General features: G+C 70.7%; 27 protein-coding genes. 15 read left to right on the top strand and 12 right to left on the bottom strand.

The genetic code is table 11. From position 1 onward, the window contains the following. Nucleotides 1–13: 13 nt before the first annotated feature. From ACWZEH_RS15885 to ACWZEH_RS15905, 5 genes are all read right to left on the bottom strand, one after another. The gene (locus ACWZEH_RS15885; protein WP_456199091.1) at nucleotides 14–694 is read right to left on the bottom strand and encodes an ABC transporter; all 681 of its coding nucleotides are present in this window, start codon (nucleotides 692–694) and stop codon (nucleotides 14–16) included. Next, complete coding sequence (locus ACWZEH_RS15890; RefSeq protein ID WP_456199093.1) at nucleotides 682–2256, bottom strand: ABC transporter permease; 1575 nt, start codon at nucleotides 2254–2256, stop codon at nucleotides 682–684. Before ACWZEH_RS15890 ends, ACWZEH_RS15885 begins: the two co-directional genes overlap by 13 nt. Then, nucleotides 2253–3131 carry an ABC transporter ATP-binding protein gene (locus ACWZEH_RS15895; protein WP_456199095.1) on the bottom strand — a complete coding sequence of 293 codons (879 nt, stop codon included), beginning with the start codon at nucleotides 3129–3131 and terminating at the stop codon, nucleotides 2253–2255. The genes ACWZEH_RS15890 and ACWZEH_RS15895 overlap by 4 nt, the downstream gene beginning before the upstream one ends. A gap of 149 nt (nucleotides 3132–3280) precedes the next feature. Next, entirely contained in the window at nucleotides 3281–4225 is a 945-nt protein-coding gene (locus ACWZEH_RS15900; RefSeq protein WP_456199096.1) for a cupin domain-containing protein, read from the bottom strand. Further along, complete coding sequence (locus ACWZEH_RS15905; RefSeq protein ID WP_456199098.1) at nucleotides 4222–4791, bottom strand: RNA polymerase sigma factor; 570 nt, start codon at nucleotides 4789–4791, stop codon at nucleotides 4222–4224. Before ACWZEH_RS15905 ends, ACWZEH_RS15900 begins: the two co-directional genes overlap by 4 nt. Nucleotides 4792–5199: 408 nt before the next feature. Here ACWZEH_RS15905 and ACWZEH_RS15910 point away from each other — a divergent pair, with 408 nt between their 5' ends. The 7 genes from ACWZEH_RS15910 (at nucleotide 5200) to pstB (ending at nucleotide 13821) form a co-directional block, all read left to right on the top strand. Further along, complete coding sequence (locus tag ACWZEH_RS15910; RefSeq protein WP_456199100.1) at nucleotides 5200–7449, top strand: RNA degradosome polyphosphate kinase; 2250 nt, start codon at nucleotides 5200–5202, stop codon at nucleotides 7447–7449. Beyond that, nucleotides 7430–8698, top strand: coding sequence for a CHAD domain-containing protein (locus tag ACWZEH_RS15915; protein ID WP_456199101.1), 1269 nt, complete (start codon nucleotides 7430–7432; stop codon nucleotides 8696–8698). The genes ACWZEH_RS15910 and ACWZEH_RS15915 overlap by 20 nt, the downstream gene beginning before the upstream one ends. Nucleotides 8699–8986: 288 nt before the next feature. Further along, complete coding sequence (locus ACWZEH_RS15920; protein WP_456199620.1) at nucleotides 8987–9439, top strand: NUDIX hydrolase; 453 nt, start codon at nucleotides 8987–8989, stop codon at nucleotides 9437–9439. A 256-nt stretch (nucleotides 9440–9695) separates the two neighbouring features. Further along, a complete protein-coding gene (gene pstS / locus ACWZEH_RS15925; protein ID WP_456199102.1) occupies nucleotides 9696–10829 on the top strand; it encodes a phosphate ABC transporter substrate-binding protein PstS in 1134 nt (377 codons plus the stop codon). 105 nt (nucleotides 10830–10934) lie between these two features. Further along, nucleotides 10935–11939: a phosphate ABC transporter permease subunit PstC gene (gene pstC, locus ACWZEH_RS15930; protein ID WP_456199104.1), complete on the top strand. Its 1005-nt coding sequence runs from the start codon at nucleotides 10935–10937 to the stop codon at nucleotides 11937–11939. Then, nucleotides 11936–13000, top strand: a complete 1065-nt coding sequence (gene pstA, locus ACWZEH_RS15935; protein ID WP_456199105.1) for a phosphate ABC transporter permease PstA — start codon at nucleotides 11936–11938, stop codon at nucleotides 12998–13000. The genes pstC and pstA overlap by 4 nt, the downstream gene beginning before the upstream one ends. Before the next feature lie 44 nt (nucleotides 13001–13044). Next, nucleotides 13045–13821: a phosphate ABC transporter ATP-binding protein PstB gene (gene pstB / locus ACWZEH_RS15940; RefSeq protein WP_042174892.1), complete on the top strand. Its 777-nt coding sequence runs from the start codon at nucleotides 13045–13047 to the stop codon at nucleotides 13819–13821. Nucleotides 13822–13983: 162 nt separating this feature from the next. Here pstB and ACWZEH_RS15945 read toward each other — a convergent pair whose 3' ends face one another. Beyond that, nucleotides 13984–14982, bottom strand: a complete 999-nt coding sequence (locus ACWZEH_RS15945) for an inorganic phosphate transporter (protein WP_456199106.1) — start codon at nucleotides 14980–14982, stop codon at nucleotides 13984–13986. Between the two features lie 8 nt (nucleotides 14983–14990). Further along, entirely contained in the window at nucleotides 14991–15611 is a 621-nt protein-coding gene (locus tag ACWZEH_RS15950) for a DUF47 domain-containing protein (protein WP_456199107.1), read from the bottom strand. 239 nt (nucleotides 15612–15850) lie between these two features. On the opposite strand from ACWZEH_RS15950, the gene ACWZEH_RS15955 reads away from it, so the two are divergent. Continuing rightward, nucleotides 15851–16330, top strand: a complete 480-nt coding sequence (locus tag ACWZEH_RS15955) for a metal-sensitive transcriptional regulator (protein ID WP_456199109.1) — start codon at nucleotides 15851–15853, stop codon at nucleotides 16328–16330. Nucleotides 16331–16334: 4 nt separating this feature from the next. Here the strand turns inward: ACWZEH_RS15955 and ACWZEH_RS15960 are convergent, their stop codons facing one another. Further along, on the bottom strand, nucleotides 16335–16532 hold the full coding sequence (locus ACWZEH_RS15960; RefSeq protein WP_456199111.1) for a hypothetical protein: 198 nt from the start codon (nucleotides 16530–16532) through the stop codon (nucleotides 16335–16337). Nucleotides 16533–16646: 114 nt separating this feature from the next. Continuing rightward, nucleotides 16647–17531, bottom strand: a complete 885-nt coding sequence (locus ACWZEH_RS15965; protein WP_456199112.1) for an SCO4651 family lipoprotein — start codon at nucleotides 17529–17531, stop codon at nucleotides 16647–16649. 126 nt (nucleotides 17532–17657) lie between these two features. Here ACWZEH_RS15965 and ACWZEH_RS15970 point away from each other — a divergent pair, with 126 nt between their 5' ends. Beyond that, nucleotides 17658–17819, top strand: coding sequence for a hypothetical protein (locus ACWZEH_RS15970; protein WP_176726108.1), 162 nt, complete (start codon nucleotides 17658–17660; stop codon nucleotides 17817–17819). A 78-nt stretch (nucleotides 17820–17897) separates the two neighbouring features. Here ACWZEH_RS15970 and ACWZEH_RS15975 read toward each other — a convergent pair whose 3' ends face one another. The 3 genes from ACWZEH_RS15975 to ACWZEH_RS15985 all read right to left on the bottom strand — a co-directional run bounded on the left by ACWZEH_RS15975 (nucleotide 17898) and on the right by ACWZEH_RS15985 (nucleotide 20374). Continuing rightward, nucleotides 17898–18590 (bottom strand): phosphatase PAP2 family protein, encoded by a 693-nt coding sequence (locus ACWZEH_RS15975; RefSeq protein WP_456199114.1) that lies wholly within the window; start codon nucleotides 18588–18590, stop codon nucleotides 17898–17900. 212 nt (nucleotides 18591–18802) lie between these two features. Then, nucleotides 18803–19807, bottom strand: coding sequence for a C40 family peptidase (locus ACWZEH_RS15980; protein ID WP_456199622.1), 1005 nt, complete (start codon nucleotides 19805–19807; stop codon nucleotides 18803–18805). Between the two features lie 144 nt (nucleotides 19808–19951). Then, complete coding sequence (locus ACWZEH_RS15985; RefSeq protein WP_456199116.1) at nucleotides 19952–20374, bottom strand: ATP-binding protein; 423 nt, start codon at nucleotides 20372–20374, stop codon at nucleotides 19952–19954. Between the two features lie 203 nt (nucleotides 20375–20577). Here ACWZEH_RS15985 and ACWZEH_RS15990 point away from each other — a divergent pair, with 203 nt between their 5' ends. The 6 genes from ACWZEH_RS15990 to ACWZEH_RS16015 all read left to right on the top strand — a co-directional run bounded on the left by ACWZEH_RS15990 (nucleotide 20578) and on the right by ACWZEH_RS16015 (nucleotide 26212). After that, nucleotides 20578–21429 carry a helix-turn-helix domain-containing protein gene (locus ACWZEH_RS15990; protein ID WP_456199118.1) on the top strand — a complete coding sequence of 284 codons (852 nt, stop codon included), beginning with the start codon at nucleotides 20578–20580 and terminating at the stop codon, nucleotides 21427–21429. Nucleotides 21430–21438: 9 nt separating this feature from the next. Next, complete coding sequence (locus ACWZEH_RS15995) at nucleotides 21439–21792, top strand: DUF397 domain-containing protein (RefSeq protein ID WP_456199120.1); 354 nt, start codon at nucleotides 21439–21441, stop codon at nucleotides 21790–21792. Between the two features lie 205 nt (nucleotides 21793–21997). Then, nucleotides 21998–22306 (top strand): hypothetical protein, encoded by a 309-nt coding sequence (locus ACWZEH_RS16000; protein WP_042174769.1) that lies wholly within the window; start codon nucleotides 21998–22000, stop codon nucleotides 22304–22306. Nucleotides 22307–22507: 201 nt separating this feature from the next. Further along, a complete protein-coding gene (locus ACWZEH_RS16005) occupies nucleotides 22508–23338 on the top strand; it encodes a hypothetical protein (RefSeq protein WP_456199122.1) in 831 nt (276 codons plus the stop codon). After that, nucleotides 23328–24656, top strand: a complete 1329-nt coding sequence (locus tag ACWZEH_RS16010) for a hypothetical protein (protein ID WP_456199123.1) — start codon at nucleotides 23328–23330, stop codon at nucleotides 24654–24656. Before ACWZEH_RS16005 ends, ACWZEH_RS16010 begins: the two co-directional genes overlap by 11 nt. A gap of 14 nt (nucleotides 24657–24670) precedes the next feature. Beyond that, nucleotides 24671–26212, top strand: coding sequence for an SCO6880 family protein (locus ACWZEH_RS16015; RefSeq protein ID WP_456199623.1), 1542 nt, complete (start codon nucleotides 24671–24673; stop codon nucleotides 26210–26212). The last annotated feature ends 10 nt before the right edge of the window (nucleotides 26213–26222 follow it).

A 26222-nucleotide genomic window follows, 5' to 3' on the forward strand; every position in this document is an offset into this window, starting at 1 on the left:
GGAGGTCCGCGGCTCAGGATCCCGGCGACCGGAGAGCCGCTCTCCCCCTCCACCTCCGTACCGGTTCCGCCCCGCACACCGCCCACACCGCCAGCGCCGCGCACAGCAGCACCGTCCACCGGTCATGGGCGGCCGCCCACCTCTCGTCGTCCGGCGCCACGAACAGCGCCCAGCGCTCCGGCCACAGCAGGGGCGCCAGCACCGCCGACGCGAACAAGGCACCCGCGACCGCCTGCCCCGGCCGCGTGCTGTCCGACCGGCGGACGGCGAACGCCGCTCCCGCCAGGGCGAGGGCGAGGACCGCCGCCGCTTCGAGGGTGACGCCGGCGACCGGGGGACGTATGCCCGCGGGGACGAGCAGCAGCGCGGCCGTCCACCACGAGAGCGCGACCGGGACGACGAGAACGAACCGCAGGGTGTGCCGGACGGCACGCCGGGCCGGTACGGCGGCGGTGGTGTGCCGGGCCGGGTCGTCCAGCAGGAAGGCCGCGCCGAGTGCGAAGGCGACGGCGGACACCCGCAGCACGTTCAGCGCCAGCCGGTCGGTCGCGTCCTCCCCCACCAGCCGGGGCGCGGTGGCGAGCAGCAGCCCGAGTCCGCCCACCACCCCGATCGCCCGCCACGGCACCGTCCGCGCGACCGGCCGCGCCAGCGCGCGCCACAGGCCCGGGCGGCCTTTGCTCACTCCAGGCACTCGTCCGCCTCCTTTGGCGCGTCCAGACCCAGCAGTTCGGCGGTGCGGTCCGTCGTCACCTCCGGGGACGTCAGCCCGGCCCAGTTCGCCCGGACCTTCGCGCCGGCCTCCTCCCGCGGCAGGTCCAGCAGTTCGCGGACGAGTTCGGTGTGCGCGGCGGTCATGTACAGCGGCTCCGTCTCCGAGACGACGAGCGCCGAACCGGACGTACTGTCGTCGAGGCGGATGCCGCTCAGGTCGGACAGCGGGTCGGGCCGGCCGGCCAGCGCCAGCCACATCACGGTGACGAGCCGGCCGTCGCACATCGCGCCCGCCCTCGCCTCCTTGCCGGTGACCAGCACACCGGCCACGGCGACGGCGAACTCCGGGACGCGGTTGCCGCCCCACCTCGTACCGACGCTCACCTCGTCCGGGTCGGTGAGCGGGGGCATCGCCGCGTCGCCGGTCAGTCCGTAGCGCGCCTCGACCCGCTGCCGTACGACGAGCGACCGGTCCCGCACGGCGTCGCCCGCGAGGGAGCGCACCCGGTCCACGACCTCGGCCCAGTCACCGGTGCGCGGGGTCCACTCCGGGAAGGCGCAGTACGACGTGCCGTCCCGTTCGACGCACTTCTGCAGTTCCTGCGGGACGGTCGAGTACCGCGTACGGGCCTCCTCCGTCCGCGCCGGCACCCCTCCCGTCTGCATCACCGCGCCCAGCAGCGTCAGCGCCACCGCACCGGCGAGTCCGGCGTGCACACTCCGGTTGCCGACGAACCGGCCTCGCACGCCCCGTCCGCCGGCGGGCCCGGAGCCCTCACCGGAGACCAGCACCGCCGCCAGCGCCGCGCTCAGCGCGAACCCGGCGAGGTAGAGGGCGTGCCAGGCGGCCGGGCGGCCGAGCAGCTCGGACGGCAGGGTCCCGGAGCCGTACTCAACGACCACCGGCATCAGCCACCGGGTCGCGTCGCCCTCCCGGGGCGCCGTGCTGAACATGGCGAGGAAGACCAGGACGACGAGCAGCAGCGGCACCGCGAAGGCGGAGGTGAACAACCGGGCGAGCAACACCCCGAACGCCCCGAGCAACAGCACGGACAACGGTCCGACGAGGAGTTCGCCCGGCGAACCGTTGCCGACCGCGCCGGACTTGAGCGCCTCCCACCCGAACTGCCCGCCCACGCAGACCGCGACGAGCAGCACCGCGGGCAGAAGGGACAGCAGGTGCGCGACGGTACGGCGCCACGGCGGCAGCACCAGCACGTCGAAGTGCCGCTCGGTGTCGTACCGCCGCGAACGCAGCACGGCCTGGTTGACGGAGAACAGCACCGCGAGTCCGACGAGCAGGGGCGCGCTCTGGGTGGCGCGGTCGGCGTCCTGGAGGGCGGGGAAGCCCTCGAAGGAGGTGCGGGTCCGCCACACCGTCCAGCCGGTGTACACGGCGAAGGCGACGAGCACCGGCAGCCGGGTCAGCAGTCTGCGCGCCTCGAAGCCGGCCAGGGCGAACACGGCCGCCCAGGACGTACCCGGACCGTCCGGCGCGGTCGCCGCGGGCGGAGGCACGGTCGCGGTGGTCGTCGTGGTCATGCCGCCACCTCCGCGCCGACGCCACCGACGCCACCGACGCCGTCGAGAGTGAGCAGGTAACCGTCCTCCAGGGTGGGTTCGAGGAGGTCGGCACCGTCGGGCGGATCGCCCACGTTGCGGAAGGTGCCCAGCCCGGTGCGCCACCCCGCCCGCGCGCCGGGGTCGCGTTCGGCGCTGGTCCACACCCGTCCGTCGGCCCGCGCGGTCAGTTCGGCGGGGGTGCCGTCGAAGCGGACGCTGCCGGTGGCCATGACCACCACCCGGTTGCAGAGCATCGCCACGTCCTCGGTCTGGTGGGTGGACAGAAGCACGGTCCGCCCCTCCCCGGCCCGCGCGACCAACTCGCGGAACCGCATGCGCTGTTCGGGGTCCAGTCCGACGGTCGGCTCGTCGAGGACGAGGAAGGCGGGGTCGCCGACCAGGGCCGCGGCGAGGGCGGTCCGCTGGCGCATCCCGCCGGACAGCTTCCGCAGCCGCTTGCCGCGTACGTCGGTGAGCCCGACCTCGTCCAGCAGACGCCGCACCTCGCGGTGCCGGGCGGTGCGGTCGGTCAGCTCCTTGAGGATCGCCACGTAGTCGACGAACTCGAAGGCGGTGAAGTCGGGATGGAAACCGGGTGCCTGCGGCAGATAGCCGAGGCGGCGCCGGACCTCCTGGCGGCCGCGTGAGGTGCCGGGGTCGTGGCCGAGCACCGTGAACGCGCCCCGGTCGGCCGGTACGGCGGTGGCGAGCACCCTCAGCAGGGTGGTCTTGCCCGCGCCGTTGGGCCCGAGCAGCCCGGTGACGCCGGTGGACAGCCGCAGCGACACGTCGTCGAGGGCCCGGGTGCCGCCGAAGCGGAGACTCAGCCCGGAGGCGGAGACGGTCGGGGTCATGCAGAACTCCCGTACAGGTCGTGGAATAAGCAGAGAAGGAGATGAAGGAGAAGGAGAAGGAGAAGGAGAAGGAGAAGGAGAAGGAGAAGGAGATGAGGCGGAGAGGACGAGACGTCACAGACGATGAAGGCGGACGGCGAAGGCGGACTTCAGACCGCGCCGGCGCCGCCCGTGCCATCCGCCCGGCTGAGGTCGAAACGGTCGCGGAGCAGGAAGAGCAGCCCGGCGGCGAGGACGGCGACCAGCGCCGACACCCCCTGCCCGGCGGCGGTGAACGGAGCGAGCGGGTCGGTCACGGCGTCCCGGCCCGCCTGTGCGACGAGCAGCAGCGCGACCCAGCCGCCGCCGACGAGGGAGGGGGCCAGCACAGGTCCCATACGGGCCGTCAGCGCGAGGCCGGTCGCGGTGAGCGCGAGGGCGGGCAGCAGCCACGCCAGCGCGGCCGCGCCGTACCCGGGCAGGGCGAGCGTCGCCAGGCCGTTGAGACCGAACACGGCGCCGAGTACCGCCACCGTGCGGATCATCAGCAGCCGGAACCCGTGGGTCGGGGAGACGACCGCCATCTCGTACGTGGGGTCCAGCGCGGGCCCGTACGACAGCGCGACCCCGACGAGCGGCAGCAGCGGCGCGAGGGCGAGGAAGAGGAGGGGCGAACCGGTGGCCGGGGCGCCGGAATGGCCCGCGGCCACGGTCAGCAGCAGCACGGCGACGACCGCGCCCAGCCAGGAACGGCGCAGGACCGGCGTGGCCGCGAGGAGGCGCACGGTGTGGTCGGCGACGCCGAGGCGCAGCAGCAGGGACTCCAGGAACCCCGGCTTGGGCGCGTCCAGCTCGGCGTCGAGCCGTTCCCAGCCCGCGTCGAGCGCGACGGGGTCCCCTGCCTCGGCGAGGACGCCCCGGCAGTGCGCGCAGGCGGTGAGGTGGGTGTCGGCGGACCACAGCGTGGGCGCCGTCAGCTCACCGCGCGCGTACGCCCGCAGATCCTCCCGCGGCACGTGCCACCGCGAACCGTTCCGCGCTCCACCAGCAGCTTCACCAGCAGCACCGCCGGGAGCCACGCCGTCCGTCGAGTCGTACATCGAGTCGTCCGTCATGCCAGTGCCTCCCGCAGTTGCTTGCGGGCCCGCATCGCCCGCGTCTTGACCGTCCCCGGCGGTATGCCGAGCAGTACGGCCGCCTCGCGGGTGCTCAGCCCGTCGACGACGGTGGCCTGGAGCACCGCGCGCAGCTCCGGCGACAGCCGGACCAGCGCGCCGGCCAGGTCTCCGTGCTCCACCCCCGCGAGCACGCGTTCCTCCGCCGAGACCTCGTCCCGGTGCCGCAGCCGGGCCAGTGTCTGCCGCAGCCGGCCGCGCGCCCCGGCACCGCGCAGCGCGTCGATCAGCCGGCGCGAGGCGATCCGCCACAGCCACCCGGCGGCGTCCCCGCGAGCACCGCCCGCCGCGCTCGCCGCGTCCTCCCGGTACCGGGCCGTCCCCCGCCACACCGCGAGGAACGTCTCCTGGACGACGTCGTCGACGATCCCCGCGTCGGCGCACCGGCCGCGCATCCGGGCGGTCAGCCACGGGGCGTAGCGCCGGTACAGCTCCTCGAAGGCACGCCGGTCGGCGTCCTCGGCAACGGCACGCAGCAGCTCACCGTCGCTTCTCGTTTCGCTCACGTCCCCTCATCGCACGAGCCCCGCGCATCGGTTCACACGTCCCCGGCCGGACTCCGAACCCCCACCCCCACCGCCCCCGCCCCCGTCCCCTCTCCTTCTCGGCACATACGGTCGACCCGAGCACACCCGATCGAGGCAGTACCCGCCGTGTGGGCGTCCGCTCCGCGCGCCGGGGCCCGGCGCGCGGAGCGGACGTCCGTCCCGACCCCCGCGGGCCGCCCCCCGATATCCCGCACGTCATGTCTTCGTAACCGTTGATTCAGACTGTCTTGCGACGCTCGGCGAATGCATCCCGCCGCGCCAGAGCCGCCGCCCCACAGGGGGAACGGGGACGTCCCAGGGGCACGATCACTCCCACCCGCGCGCTCCGACGCGCTTGTGAAGCCCGTGGCGCGGAACAATGGGTTCATGAGCCAGTCGAACGCCACAAGTGGCACCAAAGCCCAGGGTCAGGTACAACACGCGCAGCCCTCCGTGGGCTCGATCGCCGCCCACCGGCCGCACACCGTGGCCGGGACGGTCTCCGACCTGGAACCCGACATCGACTCGGATCTCGACGCCTACGAGGAGGCCGACACGGGCGGCGAGCCGCTGCCCCACGGCAGGTTCCTCGACCGGGAGCGCAGCTGGCTGGCGTTCAACGAGCGGGTCCTGGAGCTCGCCGAGGACCCGACCACGCCCCTCCTCGAGCGGGCCAACTTCCTCGCGATCTTCGCCAGCAACCTGGACGAGTTCTTCATGGTCCGGGTGGCCGGCCTGAAGCGCCGTATCGCCACCGGTGTCGCCACCCGCTCCGCGTCCGGCCTCCAGCCGCGCGAGGTGCTGGAGATGATCTGGGCCCGTTCGCGCGAGCTGATGGCACGGCACGCCGCCTGCTTCCACGAGGACGTCCTCCCCGGGCTGGCGGACGCGGGCATCCACCTGGTCCGCTGGAGCGAGCTGACGGAGAAGGAGCAGGCCCGCCTGTTCACCCTCTTCCGGCACCAGATCTTCCCCGTGCTGACCCCCCTGGCGGTCGACCCGGCGCACCCCTTCCCGTACATATCGGGTCTGTCGCTGAACCTGGCCGTGATCGTGCGCAACCCGGTCACCGGTCACCGGCACTTCGCCCGGGTCAAGGTGCCGCCGCTGCTGTCCCGCTTTCTGGAGAGCTCCCCGGGCCGTTACGTCCCCGTCGAGGACGTCATCGCCGCCCACCTGGAGGAGCTGTTCCCGGGCATGGAGGTGCTCCAGCACCACGCCTTCCGGCTCACCCGCAACGAGGACCTGGAGGTCGAGGAGGACGACACCGAGAACCTGCTCCAGGCCCTGGAGAAGGAGCTCATGCGGCGCCGCTTCGGGCCGCCGGTGCGTCTGGAGGTCGAGGAGAACATCGACCGCGACATCCTGGACCTCCTGGTGCGCGAGCTGAATATCGGCGAGGCCGAGGTGTACCCGCTGCCGGGGCCGCTCGACCTCACCGGCCTCTTCCGGATCCACGGAATCGACCGGCCGGAGCTGAAGTACCGGGCGTTCATCGCCGGCACGCACCGCGATCTCGCCGAGGTCGAGTCGGCGTCCGCGGCGGACGTCTTCGCCGCGCTGCGCAGCCGGGACGTGCTGCTGCACCACCCGTACGACTCGTTCTCCACGTCCGTGCAGGCCTTCCTGGAGCAGGCGGCGGCCGACCCGGACGTCCTCGCGATCAAGCAGACCCTGTACCGGACGTCCGGCGACTCCCCGATCGTCGACGCGCTCATCGACGCGGCCGAGTCCGGCAAGCAGGTCCTCGTCCTGGTCGAGATCAAGGCCCGCTTCGACGAGTCCGCCAACATCAAGTGGGCGCGCAAGCTGGAGGAGTCCGGCTGCCACGTCGTGTACGGCCTGGTGGGCCTGAAGACCCACTGCAAGCTGTCCCTGGTGGTCCGCCAGGAGGGCGAGACGCTCCGGCGCTACTGCCACGTCGGCACCGGCAACTACCACCCGAAGACGGCCCGGCTGTACGAGGACCTCGGCCTGCTCACCGCCGACCCGCAGGTCGGCGCGGACCTCTCGGACCTGTTCAACCGCCTCTCCGGCTACTCGCGCCGCGAGACGTACCGGCGGCTGCTGGTCGCCCCCAAGTCCCTGCGCGACGGGCTGGTCTCCCGGATCAACAAGGAGGCCCAGCACCACCGCGCCGGACGCCCCGCGTACGTCCGCATCAAGGTCAACTCGATGGTGGACGAGGCGATCATCGACGCCCTGTACCGGGCCTCGCAGGCGGGCGTTCCGGTGGACGTGTGGGTGCGCGGCATCTGCGCGATCCGGCCGGGCGTCGAGGGGCTGTCGGAGAACATCCGGGTCCGTTCCGTCCTCGGCCGGTTCCTCGAACACTCCCGCGTCTTCTCCTTCGGCAACGGCGGCGAGCCCGAGGTGTGGTTCGGCAGCGCGGACATGATGCACCGCAATCTGGACCGCCGTATCGAGGCGCTGGTCAGGGTCACCGACCCCGGCCACCGGGCCTCCCTGAACCGGCTGCTGGAGTCCGGCATGTCCGACGGCACCACGTCCTGGCACCTCGGTCCGGACGGCGAGTGGACCCGGCACGCGACGGACGCGGACGGCCAGCCCCTGCGACATGTCCAGGAGATGCTCATAGACGCCCGGAGGCGCCGGCGTGGCACAGCGACACCTTGACCCGGCGGACCCGGGCACCGGCTCGAAATCCGGTCCGACGACCGGCCTGACGACCGGCCTGACGACCGGCCTGACGACCGGCCCGACGGCCGGCCCGGTGTCCGCGGAGGCCCTGGCGGGCTACCTGCGGGCCCAGGCCACCGAGTTCCTCCGCGCGCTGCGCCTCCACCGGGAGGCGGGGGCGGGCGCGGCCTCGGAGGGTTCCGTCGAAGCGGCGCTCGCGCTGCGCCGCTCGGCCCGCCGGATCAGCGGCAGCCTGCACACCTTCCAGGCGGTCCTGGACCCCGGCTGGTCCGAGGCGATGCGCCCGGAGCTGGCCTGGGTCTCCGGCACCCTGGCCCTGGAGCACGCCTGCTCGCAGCGCCTGGAGCGACTGCTCCAGGCGCTGCACCGGCTGTCCGGCACGGCGGCGCTCCCGGCCCAGGACCCGGCCGGGACCGGTCCGGCGGGCGGAGCGGACGGAGTGGCCCGGTTCCCCGCCCCGGCCTCCGTCGCCGTCAGGGGTGATGCCGCCTCCCTCGCCACCAAAACCGGCTCCACCCGAGCCGGAACCACCACCGTCCCCGAGCGCGCCGGCCTCACCGTGGGTGCCGCCAAGGCCGGCGCCCTGCTGGACCGGCAGCTCACCCTGGCCCGGACCAGGGCGCACTCCACGGCGCTCCAGGCCCTTGGCTCCTCCCGGTTCCACGCGGTCGCCGACAAGGTCGCCGTGCTGGCCAGCGAGGTTCCGCTGGTCCCGGGCGCCGGCGGAGCCGACCTGCGTCCCCCGGCCGAGGCCGCGCGGGAGCGGCTGGCCGACGCCGTCGCGGCGCTGCCCCTGCTCACCGCTGGGAGCCCGTACAACGCGGAGGCGCTGGTCCACGGGCTGTCCCCGGATCTGGCCCCGCATCCGCAGGACGCCCCCTGGCACCAGGTCCGCCTGCTCCTGCGCCTGCACCGGTACGCCCGTGAGGCACTGCACCACCCCACCGCCGGCGCGGACGGCACCACCTCGGTCGCGGAGCCCACCGCCACCGCCGCCGGCCCGCCCCCCGACGTCCGTCTGCTCGCCGCCTGCGAGGCCCTCGACCGGCACCGGGACGCGTCCGAGGCGTCGGCGGCCGCGGCGAACGCCGCCCGGACCCCGCGCATCGCCCCGGCCACGGCGTACGCGCTCGGGGTGCTCCACGCGGACCAGCGGCACGAGGTGGAGGCGGCGCGGTACGCGTTCCAGCGCAGCTGGCACAAGGACGTCCTCGGCTCGCCGTAGGCCGTGCCGTCACGCTCCCGCCCGCCCCGGCGCCGTGCTCGCTCCCCGGGCTCTCCGCTTCGCCCGGGCGGGGGGACCTCATGAGCGGGGGGACCTCATGAGTGGGAAGACCCTCATGGGCGGGAAGACCCTCATGGCCCCGCAAGGCGCGCCCTGCGGGCGGACGACAGGTACGCGACGACAGGATCCAGGGAGGCCCCGGTGGGCTCGGCCCCGCTCGACCACGGCTCCGGCCGCACCCGCGACCGCGCGTCCGGCGCCCCGCGCACACCCGGCCGTCCCGGTCGCCTGACCGTCCAGGCGGCCGGCTGTGTCCTGTGGCGCCGCTCCCCGGTCACGCGCACGCTCGAACTGTGTCTCGTCCACCGCCCCAAGTACGACGACTGGTCCTGGCCCAAGGGGAAGCTGAAGCGCGGCGAGGACGCACTCGCCGGTGCGCTGCGCGAGGTCGCCGAGGAGACGGGCCACTCGGCCGTGGCGGTGGCCGAACTCCCGTCGGCGCACTATCTGGCCAACGGCCGTCCCAAACGCGTCCGCTACTGGGCCGCCGAGGCGGTCTCCGGCACCTTCACACCCAACGACGAGGTGGACCGCGTCCTGTGGCTCCCCCCGCACATGGCCCGCCGCCGGCTCACCGAGCCGCGGGACGCGGACCTGGTGGACGCCCTGCTCGCCACCTTCCGCGCGACGGCGGCGAACGGCGGCCGCGACGACGGCGACGGACCCGCGCGCACCCCGTAGGAACGTGCCCACCGCCCCGTTCCCGCCCGGTATCCGTCCGTGTCCTTGACGTAAGCGTTCCGTGACCTCACCGCACCGCCCATAGGGGTTCACCTTCCGTTCATTTACGACCGTGGGGTGCTTCACCTGTTCTGCCTAATTTCGGTCTTACGGGATGCGATGCGCCTGCCGAACGGGCACTCGCACCACTCGGACTCCGACTTAAGACTTCGCACGCCGCCGGAATTCAGGACGGCGGCACCTGGAAGGAACTCAAGTGAAGCTTCAGCGCAAGAACCGGCGTGCCCTCGCTCTCGGTGCTCTCGCCGTGTCCGGCGCCCTGGCCCTCACGGCGTGCGGCTCGGACGACACCAGCGGCGGCGACAGCGGGACCAGCGACAGCTCGGCCACGGCGCAGGCCGGCAACATCGACTGCACCGACGCCTCCGGCCAGCTCCAGGCCTCCGGCTCGTCCGCGCAGAAGAACGCGATCGACGCCTGGGTCAAGAACTACGCGGCCGCCTGCAAGGACGCGCAGATCAACTACCGTCCCGACGGTTCCGGCGCCGGTATCACCGCGTTCCTCCAGGGTCAGACCGCGTTCGCCGGTTCCGACTCGGCGCTCAAGCCGGAGGAGATCGAGGACTCCAAGAAGGTCTGCACCGACGGTCAGGCCATCGACCTGCCGATGGTCGGCGGTCCGATCGCCGTCGGCTTCAACGTCCCGGGTGTCGACACGCTCGTCCTGGACGCGGCGACCCTCTCGGAGATCTTCGACAGCAAGATCACCAACTGGAACGACGAGAAGATCGCGAAGCTGAACCCCGACGCGAAGCTTCCCGACCTGAAGATCCAGGCCTTCCACCGCTCGGACGAGTCCGGCACCACGGACAACTTCACCAAGTACCTGAAGGCCGCCTCGCCCGACGCCTGGCCCTACGAGCCCGGCAAGTCGTGGGAGGCCAAGGGCGGCCAGTCCGCCCAGGGCTCCTCCGGTGTGGCGCAGCAGGTGAAGCAGACCTCGGGTGCGATCTCGTACTTCGAGCTCTCCTACGCCAAGGACGGCATCACGACCGTCGACGTGAAGACCGAGGCCGCCGAGCCGGTCGAGGCCACGATCGACAACGCCACGGCCGCCATCGGCGCCGCCAAGGTCGTCGGCACCGGCAAGGACCTCGCGCTGGAGCTGGACTACACCCCGGACGCCGAGGGTGCCTACCCGCTCGTCCTGGTGACGTACGAGATCGCCTGCGACAAGGGCAACAAGGCGGAGACCCTGCCCGCCATGAAGTCCTTCCTGAACTACATGGCCTCCGAGGACGGTCAGGGCCTGCTGGCGGACGCCGGCTACGCCCCGATGCCCGAGGAGATCATCACCAAGGTTCGCGAGACCATCACGAGCCTGAGCTGACCCGAGTGCGGTCCGGCCCCGGAACCCGGGGCCGGACCGCACCGTCCGGTGCACCGCCGCCAGGGGCCCCCGAACAGCGGGAGGCCCCGCAGACCGGAGACCCCGATGGACACATCCACACAGCAGACCGCCCCACCCCCCGTACCCCCGCCGCCCACGACGGAGCAGAAGCGTGCCGCACGCGGCGCCACCCGTCCCGGCGACCGGATCTTCCTCGGGTTCTCCCGGGGGTCCGGCATCCTCGTTCTGGTGATCATGGCCGCGATCGCGGCCTTCCTCACCTACCGCACCGTTCTCGCGCTGAGTGAGAACGAGGCCAACTTCTTCACCTCGTTCGACTGGAACCCCAGCGGCGACCCGCCGGAGTTCGGCATCGCGGTCCTGGCCTACGGCACCATCGTGTCGTCGATCATCGCCATGGTCATCGCGGTCCCGGTCTCGGTGGGCATCGCGCTGTTCATCACGCACTACGCCCCGCGCAGGTTCGGCGGCACCATCGCGTACGTGATCGACCTGCTCGCCGCCGTGCCGTCCATCGTCTACGGCCTGTGGGGCGCCCTCGTCCTGGTGCCGCACATGGACGGCCTCTACGGCTGGCTGGACGACTACCTCGGCTGGACCGGGATCTTCGAGTGGAACGGCGGCGCCGCGCGCTCGCTGTTCACCGTCGGCATCCTGCTCGCCCTGATGATCCTCCCGATCATCACCAGCGTCAGCCGTGAGGTCTTCCGGCAGGCCCCGCTGATGCACCAGGAGGCCGCGCTCGCCCTGGGCGCCACCCGCTGGGAGGTCATCCGCATGTCGGTGATCCCCTTCGGCCGCTCCGGCGTGATCTCCGCATCCATGCTGGGCCTCGGCCGCGCGCTCGGCGAGACGATGGCCGTGGCCATGGTGCTCTCGCCGTCCTTCGACATCAACGCCAGCCTGCTCGACCCGGGCGGCGGCACGTTCGCGCAGAACATCGCCAGCAAGTTCAACGAGGCCACCGTGATGGGCCGGGACGCGCTGATCGCGTCCGGTCTGGTGCTCTTCGTGATCACTCTGCTGGTCAACGGCGGCGCCCGCCTGATCATCGCCCGTCGCAAGGAGTACTCGGGGGCCAACGCATGAGCCACTCAACGATCACCCCCAAGTCCGCGCACTCCCTGCACGGCGACCGGCTCCCCAAGTGGTTCGCCTGGGCCGTCGCCGCGGGATCCGTCGTCCTGGGCCTCGGCATCAGCACCGTGGCCGGCCTGGACAGCAGCGTCCAGTGGGCGCTGATCGCCGCGATCCTCTTCGTCCTCGGCTCCTACGCCGCCTCGGCCGCGGTCGAGGGCAGGCGCCAGGCCAAGGACCGCACCGCGACCAGCCTGGTCTGGGTCGCCTTCCTGATCGCCGTCATCCCGCTGGCCTCCCTCATCTGGGAGACCCTCAAGCGGGGCGTGAAGGTCCTCGACGGCTACTTCCTCACCCACTCCATGGGCGTCGTCGCCGACAGCGAGCCGGGCGGCGGTATCTACCACGCCATCCTCGGCACCCTGGAGCAGGTCGGCATCGCCGCGCTGATCTCGGTCCCGGTCGGCGTGCTGACCGCGATCTACCTGGTCGAGTACGGCCGGGGCAAGCTCGCCAAGGCCGTCACCTTCTTCGTCGACGTCATGACGGGCATCCCGTCCATCGTCGCCGGTCTGTTCATCCTCAGCCTGTGGATCGTGATCCTGGGCATGGGCTACTCCGGCTTCGCCGGGTCGCTCGCCCTGTGCATCCTGATGATCCCGGTGGTCGTCCGCTCCACGGAGGAGATGCTCAAGCTCGTCCCGAACGAGCTGCGCGAGGCGTCCCTCGCGCTCGGCATCCCGAAGTGGCGCACCATCCTGAAGGTCGTCCTGCCCACGTCCCTCGGTGGCATCACCACCGGTGTCATGCTGGCCGTCGCCCGCATCACCGGTGAGACCGCCCCCGTGCTGCTGCTGGTCTGGGGTACGAGCGTGATCAACGCCAACCCCTTCTCCGACCCGCAGGCGTCGCTGCCGATGTACATCTACCTGCAGTACGCCAACAGCGGCGGCTCCGGCGCGGCCTACGACCGTGCCTGGGCGGCGGCCCTGACGCTCATCGCGTTCATCATGATCCTCAACCTCGTGGCCCGCGGCATCGCCCGCTGGAAGGCCCCGAACACCGGTCGCTGACGCGGCCCACCGGCGACTCGGACCCGAAAGAAGCAGTGATCCACATGGCCAAGCGCATCGATATCAGCGGCCTCAACGCCTACTACAGCTCCTTCCTCGCCATCGAGGACATCTCGATGACCGTCGAGCCCCGCTCCGTGACGGCCTTCATCGGCCCGTCCGGCTGCGGCAAGTCGACCTTCCTGCGCACGCTCAACCGCATGCACGAGGTCACGCCCGGCGGCAGGGTCGAGGGCAAGGTCATGCTCGACGACGAGAACCTCTACGGTCCCGGCATCGACCCGGTCGCCGTGCGCCGCGAGGTCGGCATGGTCTTCCAGCGCCCCAACCCGTTCCCCACCATGTCGGTCTACGACAACGTGGCGGCCGGACTGCGGCTGAACGGCAAGTACAAGAAGTCCGAGCTGGACGGCGTCGTCGAGAAGTCCCTCAGGGGCGCCAACCTCTGGAACGAGGTCAAGGACCGCCTGAACAAGCCCGGCTCGGGCCTCTCCGGCGGTCAGCAGCAGCGCCTGTGCATCGCCCGCGCGATCGCGGTCGAGCCGAAGGTGCTCCTGATGGACGAGCCCTGCTCCGCCCTGGACCCGATCTCCACCCTCGCCATCGAGGACCTGATCGGTGAGCTCAAGGAGCAGTTCACGATCGTCATCGTGACGCACAACATGCAGCAGGCCGCGCGCGTCTCGGACCGCACGGCGTTCTTCAACCTGGCGGCCGTCGGCCAGCCGGGCAGGCTGATCGAGATCGACGACACGGAGCGCATCTTCTCCAACCCGTCGGTCCAGGCCACCGAGGACTACATCTCCGGCCGCTTCGGCTGATCCGAACCCCTCGCGGTGCTGCATGGCGGTGCCACCGCGAGGACGCAGAAGGGCCCGCCCCCACTACCGGGGGCGGGCCCCTTCGTCTGCCCGTGCGGTGCCGGACGCAGGGCGCGGGACACCGGACACCAGGTGGTGACAGGTGTCAGGTGTCAGCACCGGCTACAGGAACGCCAGGTACACGAGCCCGTACGAGACCGCCGCCACCAGGGCCGCCGCGGGCATCGTGATGAACCAGCCCAGGATGATGTTCTTGGCGACGCCCCAGCGCACCGCGTTCACCCGCTTCGTCGCGCCGACGCCCATGATCGCCGAAGTGATCACGTGCGTCGTCGAGATCGGCGCGTGGAACAGGTAGGCCGACCCGAACATGATCGTCGCACCGGTGGCCTCGGCCGCGAAGCCCTGCGGCGGGTCCAGCTCGATGATCTTCCGTCCGAGCGTCCGCATGATGCGCCAGCCGCCGGCGTAGGTGCCCGCCGACAGCATCAGCGCACAGGAGATCTTCACCCAGACCGGGATCGGGTCGCTGTACTCCTCGACGTCGGCGATGACCAGGGCCATCACCACGATGCCCATGGTCTTCTGCGCGTCCTGGAGACCGTGGCCGAGCGCCATCCCTGCCGCCGACACCGTCTGCGCTATGCGGAAGCCCCGCTTGGCCTTGTGCGGGTTGGAGTTCCGGAAGATCCACATGATCGTGGTCATGACCAGGTAGCCGGCGAGCAGGCCCACGATCGGCGAGACGAACATCGGGATGACGATCTTCTCGAGCACCCCGCTCCAGTACACCGTCGTCCCGCCGGCCAGCGCCGCTCCGACCATGCCGCCGAACAGGGCGTGCGAGGAGGAGGACGGCAGGCCGAAGTACCAGGTGATGAGGTTCCAGGTGATCGCGCCGACCAGCGCCGCGAACAGGATCCCCATGCCCTTCGAGCCCTCGGGGGTCTGGATCAGCCCCTCACTGACGGTCTTGGCGACCTCGGAGCCGAGGAACGCGCCGGCCAGGTTCATGACGGCCGCCATGGCGAGCGCCACGCGCGGGGTGAGCGCACGGGTCGACACCGAGGTGGCGATGGCGTTCGCCGAGTCGTGGAAGCCGTTCGTGTACGTGAAGAAGAGCGCGACCCCGATGGTCACGACCAGAGCGAAGGTGTCCATGGACGGTTTCAGGACTCCTTGACGGCGATGGTCTCCACCGTGTTCGCCACATGCTCGAAGGCGTCGGCCGCCTCCTCGAGGACATCCACGATCTGCTTCAGCTTGAGCACCTCGATGGCGTCGTACTTGCCGCTGAAGAGGTGGGCCAGCAGTTTGCGGTGGATCTGGTCGGCCTGGTTCTCCAGGCGGTTGACCTCGATCCAGTACTCGGTGAGGTGCTCCATGGTGCGCAGGTTCGGCATGGCCTCGGCCGTGAGCTCGGCGGCCCGTGCGAGGACCTCGATCTGCTGGTCGACGCCCTTGGGCAGTTCCTCGACGTTGTAGAGGACGACCAGGTCGACGGCCTCCTCCATGAAGTCCATGATGTCGTCGAGGGACGAGGCGAGGGAGTAGATGTCCTCGCGGTCGAAGGGCGTGATGAACGAGGAGTTCAGCTGGTGGAAGATCGCATGGGTGGCGTCGTCACCCGCGTGTTCCGCGGCCCGCATACGCTCGGCGATCTCGCCCCGGGCAGGGGTGTCCGCCCCGAGCAGTTCCATGAGGAGTTTCGAGCCCGTGACGATGTTGTCCGCCGACGCGGCGAACATGTCGTAGAAGCTCGTCTCCCTGGGGGTCAGACGAAAGCGCACGTGTGGTCCTCGGGGTGCATCGGGTTCGGTGTGGCTGATGCTAGGCGCACCACCCAGCCACGGCTATGGGCCGCCCACCAGTGTCACCCATCAGGCAGGGGGACGGACACGGGGGCGGTCCGACGGCCGCGCCGCGGCCGGCACCGGCGGTACCGGCCACAGTGCCTATACCCGGCAAAGTTCGGTACGATATACCCACCAGGGGTATATGTCGCCCGCCATTGCACCAGGAGGACGCGATGACGACCACCGAGGCCGGCGCGGACGCGTCCCCCTCTCCGGACGCAACGGACGGGTCGGACGTGAAGGACGTGACGGAAGTAACGGCCGCAACGGGAGCGAAAGACGCGCCCACCGCACCGCATGTGCCCGATTCGACCGTCCCCGCGCCCGCCGGAACGGCCGGGACCGAGATCGTGACCGACCACGACCGGGGTATCCACGGCTACCACCACGAGAAGCAGGAACACCTCAAGCGCCTGCGCCGCATCGAGGGCCAGATCCGGGGCCTGCAGCGGATGGTCGACGAGGACGTCTACTGCATCGACATACTCACCCAGGTGTCCGCCTCCACCAAGGCGCTGCAGTCCTTCGCGCTGCAACTGCTGGAGGAGCACCTGCGCCACTGCGTCGCGGACGCGGCCCTCAAGGGCGGCGACGAGATCGACGCCAAGGTCAAGGAAGCCACCCAGGCCATCGCCCGCATGCTCCGCACCTGACCTCCTACGGGCGCGCCACGGCCGTCGTCTCCGCACGCGCCTCGGCCACGCGCAACACCTGGTCGATGCTCTCCAGGCTGAGCGGCCCCTGGGCGGCGGAGGCGGCGATGATCAGCTCCCCGCACAGCTCGATCTCGGCGAGGGCCACATGGTCCTGAACCAACCCACCCCCGAGCGGAGCCACGCACGTCACCTCATCCATACGGTCATACGGTCAGAGGTTTCCTAGGGTAGGCAGCTCCCGACCCCCCGCGCATGGCACGTAAGGGCTAGTTCACGCCGGTCATTCCCGGCCCGCGCGCCGGCCCGCGCCCCCTCACTCCTCGGCCGGCTCCCGGCCCGACCGCAGGGCGATCCGCCCCGCGTAGATGTCGTCGGTCTCCGGGAGGCGTACGTCGGCGGGGGTGCCGAAGGCGTAGAGCAGGGTGGTGGAGGCGACCGCGACCGGGGCGGACTCCTCGTCGTTCACGAAGCTGAAGCGGTGGCGGACCTTGCGGATGCGTCCCTGGTCGTCGAGGTAGACGTCGAAGGGGACCTCGGCGGTGGCGAACCCGTCCGCCGCCGCGCCGAGCGGCCCCTTGTTCGCGTCCGAGGCGGCCCGCGCGGCCTCGTGCAGGTCCGCGGTGCCCCGGTAGTGCCGCACCTCGGCGCCCCCGAGTTCCGTCCTGCCCACGTACGTCGCCGTTCGCGCGCCGCGCAGCAGCTCGGCGGCGGTGAACGGGTCGGTGGCGCCACCGGTGACGAGGTTCCCGTCGGGCAGGGTCCCGGTGTCCACCCGGACCCACTTGTCGTCGGGCACTCCGGCGCCCCGGTTCTTCATGAACAGCGCGCCCGGTGCGAGCAGTTCGGTGATGGGCCGGCGCACCGGCACCCCGGACGGGTCCTGCGGCAGCAGCACCTTCAGCCGGCCGATCCGCTTCCGGTAGTCGTAGACGCCCTCGCCGCGGATGGTCACGCGGGTGCCGCCGGTGGCCATCTCCATGGAGGTACGCGCCTTGGAGCTGCCCGCGTCCACCAGCGCGTCCGCGGCCCCCCGCACCACCACCGCCGCCTCACCGTCGGCCGTGCCGCCGTCCCCGCCGCCGGTCGCCGCCCCGCTGCGGCCGCACCCCGAGACACCACCGAGGGCCAGCCCGCCGGCCACGCCGAGCACAACGACCGCACCACCGATCCGCGTACGCCGCGGTTGCCGTCCAGTCATGGTCCGCCCACCCCCGCTACATCCGACACGGGCTATCCCTTTTTCAGGGTTAACGACCGGTAGGGAACCCCGTCACGGACCCGGCCACTCGGCCACGCGGCCACGCCCGGGCGGTACCGTGGTGACGTGGAAGAGCAGGACGACACGGAGCACCCCCAGGAGCACCGGATCACCACCGCCGAACTGGGACCTTTCTGCTTCGCCCGCTGCAGTTGCGGCTGGCGCGGCCCCGCGCGAAGGGCCAGAAGCCTGGCCCGCGCCGAGGGCCGGAAACACGCGATGGGGTGACCTTCCCGGGAGTCCACCCGGGGGCCACCCCATCGATCCGCCGCCCACGGTCTGCGGCCTGCGTCCGTACCGCGCGGTCTACGCCGCCAGGTCCCGCCTGCCCGCCTGCGACGACCGCGCCTCACCGGGGATCACCCGCGCCCGGGCCTGCCCTCCTTTGATCAGCCACGCCCCCCGCCGCGACTGCTCGACCGCCCTCATGAGCGGCGTCAGCAGCGCCATCGCGGGCGGCGACAGCAGCAGGGCGACGGCCGTGCCGAGCGCGAGCCCGCCCACGACGTCGGTCGGGTAGTGCACACCCATGTAGACCCGGATGAACCCGCCCAGCACCCCGATCACCAGGGCGACGAGCCCGAGCCTCCGGTTGGCCAGGAACAGCCCCACCGCCAGCGCCATGGTGAGCGTCGCATGGTCGCTGACGAACGAGAAGTCGGTCTTGCCGTCGACCAGGACCTCGAGTCCCTCATGGTCGTAGAACGGCCTGCGCCGCTCCACGAACCCGCGTATCGGCACGTTCACCAGGACCGCGACACCTGCCGCGAGCGGAGCCCACACCAGGGCCGCCACGGTCGGGGCCGCGTCCTCGCCGCCCCGCCGTCTGACGCCCCACCAACACCACACCACCATCCCGACCAGGGCGAACAGCAAGCCGAACTCGCCCATGAAGCCCATGATTTCGTCGACCCATGGAGGCGCGGCCTTCGCCAGGCCGTTGATGTCGTAAAGCAGGTCGACGTCGGGATTCGACCCGGAGTCGGCGAGTCCAGCCATGGTGCTGCGGCTCCTTCGTCGGTCTGTCTCGGCGCACAGTGCGATACGCCGCTCCGCCACCCCCGTGGTGTGTAGGTCCGCTGACTGTTCGGGCTACGACAACAGGAACGCACGACCCTTGCCCGTACGTTCCAACATCCACTGAATGAGCACGCAGACGTTATCGAAGAGAGATACGTCTTCGCAGCTCAGGGGGTTGGCTCACCGGCCGTTCAGACCGTCGTGGGGAGTGCTTTCGCGCCATCCTCGGTGACACGAGTGGCCCCGAAATAGTCCGGTGTGTCGATCGGGTCGAACCGGATCACAGCGCCCGGACGGGGCGCGTTGATCATTTGTCCGCCGCCGACATAAATGCCCACATGGCGGATCGCCCGCGAATTGGTGAGGTCGTCCGAGAAGAAGACCAGATCACCGGGGAGCAATTCCTCCCGCGCGGGATGCGGTCCCGCGTTGTACTGGTCGTTCGCCACCCGCGGGAGCGTGATCCCCACACTCTCGTACGCGGCCTTCGTCAGCCCCGAGCAGTCGAAGCGTCCTCCCTGGTCAGCGGTACCGTTACCGCCCCAGAGATAGAGCGTGCCGAGCTTCTCCTGCGCGTAGTTGATGGCTCCGGCCGCCTGCTCGGACGGGTCGACCCGGCCGACCGGCGCGGCGAAGCTCTTCTCCAGGGAGAGGATGCGCTTGACGTAGTTCTGCGTCTCCTCGTACGGCGGGACACCGCTGTACTTGATGACCGCATAGGCCCCGGCGTTGTAGGAGGCCAGCATGTTTTCGGTCGGATTCCCCGGGACGTCCTTCACGTAGCCCGCGAGGGCGCAGTCGTACGTCGCCGCCGACGGAATCGCGTCGTTCGGGTCCCATACGTCCCGGTCGCCGTCGCCGTCCCCGTCGACACCGTGGGTGGCCCAGGTGCCGGGGATGAACTGGGCGATGCCCTGCGCCGCCGCGTGGCTCTGCGCCTTCGGGTTGAACCCGCTCTCCTGGTACAACTGGGCGGCGAGCAGCGCCGGGTTGATGGCGGGACAGAGATTGCCCCAGGTCGCCACGAGCTTCTGGTACTCGGCCGGCACGGCACCCTTCGCCAGCGTCTTGGCGGCCCCGCCGCCGGCCCCGCCCGCGAGGTTCCCCGCGACGACGTAGACCCCGACGGCGAGCAGCATGACGAAGGCGATCGCCGAACTTCCCGCGACCCCCACCGCGATCCAGGCCTTACGCACCGTCAACCGCCCCTCGTCGTCCAGGAGTCCGCCGCCCACGTCCGTGGTCAGTGTAGAGGCGGGCGTCCCCCTCCGGGGTGATCATGTGAGGAGAGCAACCCACGCGCCGCGCGGGCCGGCCGGGACGCACCACGAGGTGCGGCGTCAACCGCCGCACTCCGCCCACAGGACCTTCCCTCCCCCCACGACCCCCACACCCCACGCGGACGCACACGCCCGCACCAGCGGCAGCCCCCGCCCGCTCTCGGACTCGTCCGGCGGGGCGGCGAGCGGCACGGCGAGCGGTGCGGTGCCGTCGAAGCCGGGCGGCACCCGCGGGTCCGTGTCCCACACCCCGACCCGCAGCCTCCCCGCCTCGGCGGCCCGCAGCCGCAGCGCGTAGGGCCCGGTGGTGTGCAGGTGGGCGTTGGCCAGCAGCTCCGCGGCCACCAGTTCGGCGGTGGGCACGAGCTCCCCGAGCCCGTGCGCCCCCAGCACGGTCCGCAGCGTGACCCGGGCGATGCGCGGAGCGCGGGGGTCGTGCGGGAGCTGGAGGGTGTAGGACCAGGGCGGCGTTACGGTGGGCATGGAAGTCTCCGATTACCGTGGGCAGTTGAAGAGTTGCGTACGGTTGCTCCCCAGTGGCGTGCCGATCCGTCGACCAGTGCACTTCTGGGGTGGGGCGCCACGAAGGAAGCTAGCAGTCAGGGACTAATTCCTTTGTCCCAATCGGAGCTATAACTACTCTCTCCACCTGTATGGGTGACGAGTGGTACGGAGGAGCGACGGGCATGCCCGTGAGAACCAACCCCACGGCCCGGCAGCGCCGCTTCGGTGTTGAGCTGCGCAAACTGCGTGAGCGTGCCGGCCTGACCTCGACGGAGGCCGCACAGCTCCTCGGAACCAAGCAAGCCCAGGTCAGCAATATGGAGTCAGGGCGCCAACCGGTCAGCGCCGATCGCGTCCGCACTCTGGCCTGCCAATACGACTGCCCCGACAAGGACCTCGTCGAAGGGCTCGCCTCGATGACCGGCGAACGCCGACGCGGCTGGTGGGAGGAGTACCGGGACATCCTGCCGTCCGGACTGCTGGACCTGGCCGAACTGGAACATCACGGCACCTCACTACGCACCGCCCACACCTCCGGCATTCCCGGCCTCTTGCAGACGAGGGACCATGCCCGCGAGGTGTTCCACCAGGTCGTCCCGGACCTCTCACCCCCCGACCTGGAACACCGGACCTCGTTCCGCATCAAGCGTCAAGCCGTCATCTTCCGCAAGCAGCCCGTCCCCTACCGGGCGATCATCCACGAGGCTGCCCTGCACATGCGGTTCGGCGGCCGGGATGTGGCGAAGCGACAGCTCAAGCACTTGCTGAAGATGAGCGAGTATCCCAACATCTCGATCCACGTCATCCCCTTCGACGCGGGCGGCTTCCCCGGAGCCGGACAGCCCATCTACTACGTGCACGGTCCCGTACCGGCCCTCGACACCGTCCAGCTCGACCAGTCCCATGGCATCGCCCTGCTGGACGCCGACGCCCAGCTGGAGAAGTACCGCAAGGTCCTCGATCGACTGTTGGCCATCAGCCTGATCGAGATCGAGAGCCGGGCTCTCATCCACCGGATCATCCAGTCCACCTGAGAGGCAGTCATGCACACACCTCACTGGCAGAAGTCCTCGTACTGCGGCGAAGGCGAGTCCTGCGTCCACGTAGCCGCAACCACCCGGGCCATCCACATAACCGAGTCCGCCGACCCCAGCGGAGCGATACTCACCACCACGCCCGACGACTTCCTGACCCTTGTTCAGGTCCTCAAGGAGGAACGGGAGGTGGCCGACGGCCGACCATCCGGCATCGAGGTGGTCCTCGGCGAGGACAACACGGTCCGTATTCGTGCCGCCGGGGCCCCCGGCATCGCCGTCACGACGGACCGGCGCAGGTGGGACACGTTCGTCCGGGGTGTGCGTGCGGGTGAGTTCGACCATTTCTTGGCCCGAACGTGATACACAGAGTGATGATACGACTCCTCACCCATCGACCCACGCCCCTCCCGGGGACCGGCGCACGCCGGTGACAGCGGTTATTCATACAAAACCTGCCAACTAATGACGCCGAGTCGGCATACGACGGCGCCATCGTCGGCGACAATGGGCTCTGACCTCTGCGCCAGCAGGGGCCTGGAACGACCCGACAGGGGCGGTGACTTACATGTTCTTCGCGGCCGACGAGGGAGACATCAACACCATCATCGGTGGGATCGCTCCCGACTGGGGTCCTTTCGGCAGCCTGGGCAACGAGGCCAAGGTCATGATCGAAGTGGTCATGGCGCTCGCCATCCTGATCTGCCTCGGCATCGCCATCTGGGGCGCGGCGAAGCAGCGCATCGGTGCGACGGCGCTGCGGGACACGTTCAGCGCGGAGCAGGGCAAGGGCCTGATCATCGCCGGTCTCACGGGCGTGTTCATCATCGGTTCACTGGGCACGGTGTTCACCATCGTGTACGGAATGGCCGTTTAGGGCCCCGCCCCGTGCGTCCGACCGGGCACGCCCGGCCTCCCCTCCACCCCACCCGCCCGTCGCGCCCACCGCCCGAGGTTGCGTTTCCCTGATGTCGACTCATAACACCGCGCCCGCGCGGGGACCAGCACGGCTACCGTCGTACCAGGAGTACGCGGAGTACGAGGTGTTTCCGCACGACGCTGAGGGGGCGCAGGCGGTATGAGTCTCGGGAACGAGTACGAGAACACCGGCGGGTACGGCGGATCGGGCCAGACCCGTACCCGCATGCCGGACAGCGGCGGCCCGCACGGCGGCGGACGCAGAGGCGGCGGCCGTACGTCGTCCCGGAGCCTGGTCACGGTGGTCGGCGTGGTGGTGCTCCTGATCGCCGCGATCGCCTTCGCGAACCGTGGAGGAGACGATTCCGCATCGGGCGAGGGCGACGACTCCCCGAAGGCGGAGGCGACGGCCCCCTCGGGGGAGAAGCCGGTCCGGTCGGCGAACGCCGGCATCCCCTCAGGCTTCGCCCGGGACCGCCAGGGGGCGGAGAGCGCGGCGGCTAACTATTCCGTCGCGCTGGGTTCAACCGACTTGTTCAACACGGACCGTCGACGCGAGATCATCACGGCCGTCTACACCCCTGAGGTCGCTGCCGCTCGGCAGGCGGACCTTGACCGGGCGTACTCCAGCGAAGAGTTCCTGGTGAACATCGGCCTCGACAAGGACGGCAAGGCCCCCGCCGGACAGACTTTCATCTCGCGTGTGATCCCGGTGGGAACCAAGGTCACGAAGTCGACCGAGAACGATGCCACTGTTGAGGTCTGGTACACGTCCCTGTTCGGTCTCTCCGGCGAGAGGTCGACCAACCCAGTGACCGAAAGCTGGTACACGACCACGTACCAGCTGAAGTGGGTCGAAAGCGACTGGAAGATCACGGACTTTCAGCAGAAGGACGGCCCCGTTCCGGTCGGACGCGACCAGCAAGCCTCCACCGCCGAGGACATGACGAAGGCTGTTGAGGAGTTCGGAGGGTTCACGTATGCACGCTAACCACCACTTCCTCAAGCTCACAGCCGCTGTCGCCGTCGTACAAGCCACTGCGGTCCTACTCGCCACCCGGGCTGTCGCTGCGCCCACACCCACACCGACCCCTGAAGACAGCAACGATCCGTGCGACCTAATCCGCGGCCCCGCCCTGACACGCTGCGAGGAAGGGACCGACGGCGGCTCCGGAGGATCCGGCACCCTCGACAGCCCCACCTCCGCCCTGGACCCCCTCGCCTCCCTCGCCCAGGGCTGCGCCGATGCCGCGTCCTGGACGATCAAGAAGCTCAGTGCCGCCGTCGACGAGACCGCGGCCGTGGACTACACGAACCCGACGTTCCTCAAGCAGTACGCGGTCGTCTTCGCCGCGTCGACGATCCTGACGCTGCTGCTGTGGCTGATGGCGGTCGCCAAGCGGGCCGTGCGGGGTGTCCCCCTCACGACGGCCCTGTCCGAGGCGATCGGCTTCCTGTGGCTGACGGTGCTGGCCTCGGCGTTCACCCCGCTGATCCTCTACACGATCGTGTCGGCCACGGACGGCGTCACCGACGTGCTGGCGAAGGCGACCGGCGACCAGACGAACACGTTCTTCGGCACGTTCGCCGGCGCCCTGGAGAAGGGCGAGGACATCGGCGGCGGACCGATCATGCTGATCGTCGTCTCGCTGGTGTCGATCGTCGCGGCCGGTGTGCTGTGGCTGGAGCTGGTCATCCGCGCGGCGCTGCTCTACGTGGGCGCGCTGCTGGGCACGGTCGTGTACGCGGGTCTGGTCGACAAGAACCTGTGGGGCCACGTCCGGCGCTGGGCGGGCATCATGATCGCGGTGATCCTGGTGAAGCCGGTCATCGTCATAGTGCTGGGCCTGGCGGGCGCGCTGTCGGCCGAGGACGGCCCGGACGCGTTCTCCGCCGTGGTGTCCGGTCTGGCGATCATCCTGCTGGCCATCTTCGCCAGCGCGATGATCTACCGCTTCGTGCCGGGCTTCGGCGACGAGATCGCGAACTCGCGCAGCAACCGCCTCATGCAGGGCGCCGAGGGCAAGGCCGCGGCGGTCATGGCCTCCCCGGCGACGATGGTCGCGCAGGGCATCAAGACCCACAGCACGCGCGCCGACAACAACGGCGGCGGGGGCGGCCAGTCCTCCGGCGGTGCCCGCCCGTCCAACCCCGTCTCCGGCGGTGTCGCCGCGCACAGCGCGCGCACCCCGAGCGGCGGCGGCGGAGCCGTCCCCTCCGCCGCACCCGCCCCCCGCCAGGGCAGCCCGGTGAGCACGCCCCACGGGAACCGCAACAGCAACAACAGCACGGGAGGTGAAGGGCGTTGACGACCGAAGCCCATATGTCCCATCCGGTCACGCCCCGCCGTACGTATCTGATCGGCCGCGCCCGGCCGAACGCGATCGTCGGCCGCAATCGCGAGACCGGTGAGATCGCGCTGATCGTCGTGGGCGCGTTCTTCGGCATGATGGCCGGTCTGCTCGTCCCCGTCCTGACCCTGCGGATCGTGCTGCTCGCGGGCCTGCCGATGATCGCGCTGGCGGCCGTGTATGTCCCCTACAGGGGCCGCACCTTCTACAAATGGTTTGAAATCAACCGCAGTTACAAGCGAACCCTGCGCCAGGGCACGACGTACCGCTCGGGCGTCGTCGAAGCCGGCACCCGGCTCGACGGCCGGGAGGTCGAGATCGGCCCGCCGCCGGGGATCGGCCGGATCACCTGGCTCGCCGCCCCGTTCGGGCCCGACGAGATCGCCGTGCAGCTGCACGCGGACCGCAGGACGGTGACCGCCGCCATCGAGATCGAGGGCCCCGGCGTGGGCCTGCGCGACTCGGAGGACCAGGAGGCGCTCGTCGACCGCTTCGGCACGCTGCTCAAGCACGTGGCCAACGGCGACGGCTTCGTCACCCGCATCCAGATGCTCGCCCGCACGCTGCCCGCCGACCCCGACGCGCACGCCAAGGACGTCTCGCAGCGCGGGGACGACAAGGCGCCGCCGTGGCTCCAGCAGTCCTACGACCAGCTGCAGTCGATGGTGTCGACCAGCAGCGAGCAGCACCGCGCGTACCTCGTCGCCTGTATGCACTTCAACCGCGACCTGGCCGCCGAGGCCAACGCGATGGCGCGCGCGATGCGCACCCAGGGGCGCGGCAAGGTGGACCGGGACGCGGGGCTGGCCGTCGTCATGGCCCGTGAGCTGACCGACATCTGCTCCCGGCTCCAGGAGGCCGACATCCGCGTACGGCAGCCGCTCGGCCAGAGCCGCCTGTCCTCGCTGATCCACTCCATGTACGACCCGGACCACCCGATCGACCACATCCAGGCGATGACCAAGCGCAACGCCTGGCCGGCCGAGCTCGACGCCATGGAGCCCACCTACCTCCAGGCCAAGACCCGCGAGTCCTCCACCCGCGCCCCCTGGTGCCACGCCACGGCCTGGGTGAAGGAGTGGCCGATGACCCCGGTGGGCGTCAACTTCCTGGCGCCGCTCCTGGTCCACACCCCGGACGTGATCCGCACGGTCGCCGTGACGATGGACCTCGAGCCCACCGAGGTCGCCATCGAGCGCATGCTGACGGAGAAGACCAACGACGAGGCCGAGGCGTCCCGCGCCGCGAAGATGAACCGCACGGTCGACCCGCGCGACATCGCCGCCCACGGCCGCCTCGACCAGCGCGGCGAGGACCTCGCCAGCGGCGCGGCCGGCGTCAACCTCGTCGGCTACATCACCGTCTCCTCCCGCACCCCCGAGGCGCTGGCCCGCGACAAGCGGACCATCAGGGCGTCGGCGGGAAAGTCGTACCTGAAGCTGGAGTGGTGCGACCGCGAGCACCACCGCGCCTTCGTGAACACTCTCCCGTTCGCCACCGGCATTCGAAGGTAGGGGCTGAGTT

The organism is Streptomyces yamdrokensis (genome assembly GCF_053890455.1).

Excerpts from the sequence above, each read along its gene's own strand:
- ACWZEH_RS15960 (WP_456199111.1), bottom strand. The coding sequence starts at position 16,532 with ATGGATGAGGTGACGTGCGTGGCTCCGCTCGGGGGTGGGTTGGTTCAG.
- pstA (WP_456199105.1), top strand. The coding sequence starts at position 11,936 with ATGAGCCACTCAACGATCACCCCCAAGTCCGCGCACTCCCTGCACGGC.
- ACWZEH_RS15910 (WP_456199100.1), top strand. The coding sequence starts at position 5,200 with ATGAGCCAGTCGAACGCCACAAGTGGCACCAAAGCCCAGGGTCAGGTA.
- ACWZEH_RS16010 (WP_456199123.1), top strand. The coding sequence starts at position 23,328 with ATGCACGCTAACCACCACTTCCTCAAGCTCACAGCCGCTGTCGCCGTC.
- ACWZEH_RS15890 (WP_456199093.1), bottom strand. The coding sequence starts at position 2,256 with ATGACCACGACGACCACCGCGACCGTGCCTCCGCCCGCGGCGACCGCG.
- ACWZEH_RS15945 (WP_456199106.1), bottom strand. The coding sequence starts at position 14,982 with ATGGACACCTTCGCTCTGGTCGTGACCATCGGGGTCGCGCTCTTCTTC.
- ACWZEH_RS15975 (WP_456199114.1), bottom strand. The coding sequence starts at position 18,590 with ATGGCTGGACTCGCCGACTCCGGGTCGAATCCCGACGTCGACCTGCTT.
- ACWZEH_RS15900 (WP_456199096.1), bottom strand. The coding sequence starts at position 4,225 with ATGACGGACGACTCGATGTACGACTCGACGGACGGCGTGGCTCCCGGC.
- ACWZEH_RS15985 (WP_456199116.1), bottom strand. The coding sequence starts at position 20,374 with ATGCCCACCGTAACGCCGCCCTGGTCCTACACCCTCCAGCTCCCGCAC.
- ACWZEH_RS15965 (WP_456199112.1), bottom strand. The coding sequence starts at position 17,531 with ATGACTGGACGGCAACCGCGGCGTACGCGGATCGGTGGTGCGGTCGTT.
- ACWZEH_RS16005 (WP_456199122.1), top strand. The coding sequence starts at position 22,508 with ATGAGTCTCGGGAACGAGTACGAGAACACCGGCGGGTACGGCGGATCG.
- ACWZEH_RS15990 (WP_456199118.1), top strand. The coding sequence starts at position 20,578 with ATGCCCGTGAGAACCAACCCCACGGCCCGGCAGCGCCGCTTCGGTGTT.
- ACWZEH_RS15995 (WP_456199120.1), top strand. The coding sequence starts at position 21,439 with ATGCACACACCTCACTGGCAGAAGTCCTCGTACTGCGGCGAAGGCGAG.
- ACWZEH_RS16000 (WP_042174769.1), top strand. The coding sequence starts at position 21,998 with ATGTTCTTCGCGGCCGACGAGGGAGACATCAACACCATCATCGGTGGG.
- ACWZEH_RS16015 (WP_456199623.1), top strand. The coding sequence starts at position 24,671 with ATGTCCCATCCGGTCACGCCCCGCCGTACGTATCTGATCGGCCGCGCC.
- pstC (WP_456199104.1), top strand. The coding sequence starts at position 10,935 with ATGGACACATCCACACAGCAGACCGCCCCACCCCCCGTACCCCCGCCG.
- ACWZEH_RS15895 (WP_456199095.1), bottom strand. The coding sequence starts at position 3,131 with ATGACCCCGACCGTCTCCGCCTCCGGGCTGAGTCTCCGCTTCGGCGGC.
- ACWZEH_RS15955 (WP_456199109.1), top strand. The coding sequence starts at position 15,851 with ATGACGACCACCGAGGCCGGCGCGGACGCGTCCCCCTCTCCGGACGCA.
- pstB (WP_042174892.1), top strand. The coding sequence starts at position 13,045 with ATGGCCAAGCGCATCGATATCAGCGGCCTCAACGCCTACTACAGCTCC.